This is a genomic window from Clostridioides sp. ZZV14-6009, assembly GCF_020658095.1.
GTDB lineage: Bacteria > Bacillota > Clostridia > Peptostreptococcales > Peptostreptococcaceae > Clostridioides.
This window is the reverse complement of record NZ_JAGWDG010000063.1, coordinates 1-445: the sequence shown is the minus strand read 5'-3', so window position 1 is coordinate 445 and position 445 is coordinate 1. Positions and strand designations below refer to the sequence as shown.

Genomic DNA, 445 nt, shown 5'->3' with positions numbered 1-445 from the left:
AAATTATGGAGTGGAGTTGCTAGAATGGAATCATGATATTGACCATGTGCACTTGTTATTCAAAGCAAAACCAAATACAGAGATATCTAAACTGCTAAATGCTTATAAATCAGCATCAAGTAGAAGAATAAAGAATGAATTTCCAAGTATTCGTAAGTCCTTATGGAAAGAATACTTTTGGAGCAAAAGTTATTGTCTAGTAACAACTGGTGGAGCTCCATTGGATGTTGTAAAACAATACATAGAAAATCAAGGAAAGTAGGGATAATATGCTAAGAGCATATAAATATAGATTATATCCAAATAGCGAACAAAAAGAATATTTTGCTAAAACTTTTGGATGTAGCAGACTTATATATAATCTTATGTTATCCGATAGGATTAAAGCATATGAGGAAAACAAGGACTTAGATATTAAGAAAATAAAATATCCTACACCTGCACA

At 30.8% G+C, this 445-nt stretch carries 2 protein-coding genes; both read left to right on the top strand.

The window, feature by feature from the left end; translation table 11 throughout:
- A partial coding sequence (gene tnpA / locus KGF36_RS19905; protein WP_227854980.1) for an IS200/IS605 family transposase occupies positions 1–262 on the top strand: 262 nt, incomplete at its 5' end.
- Between the two features lie 7 nt (positions 263–269).
- Positions 270–445, top strand: a 176-nt coding sequence (locus KGF36_RS19900) for a helix-turn-helix domain-containing protein (protein WP_227854981.1), incomplete at its 3' end; no start/stop codon positions are given.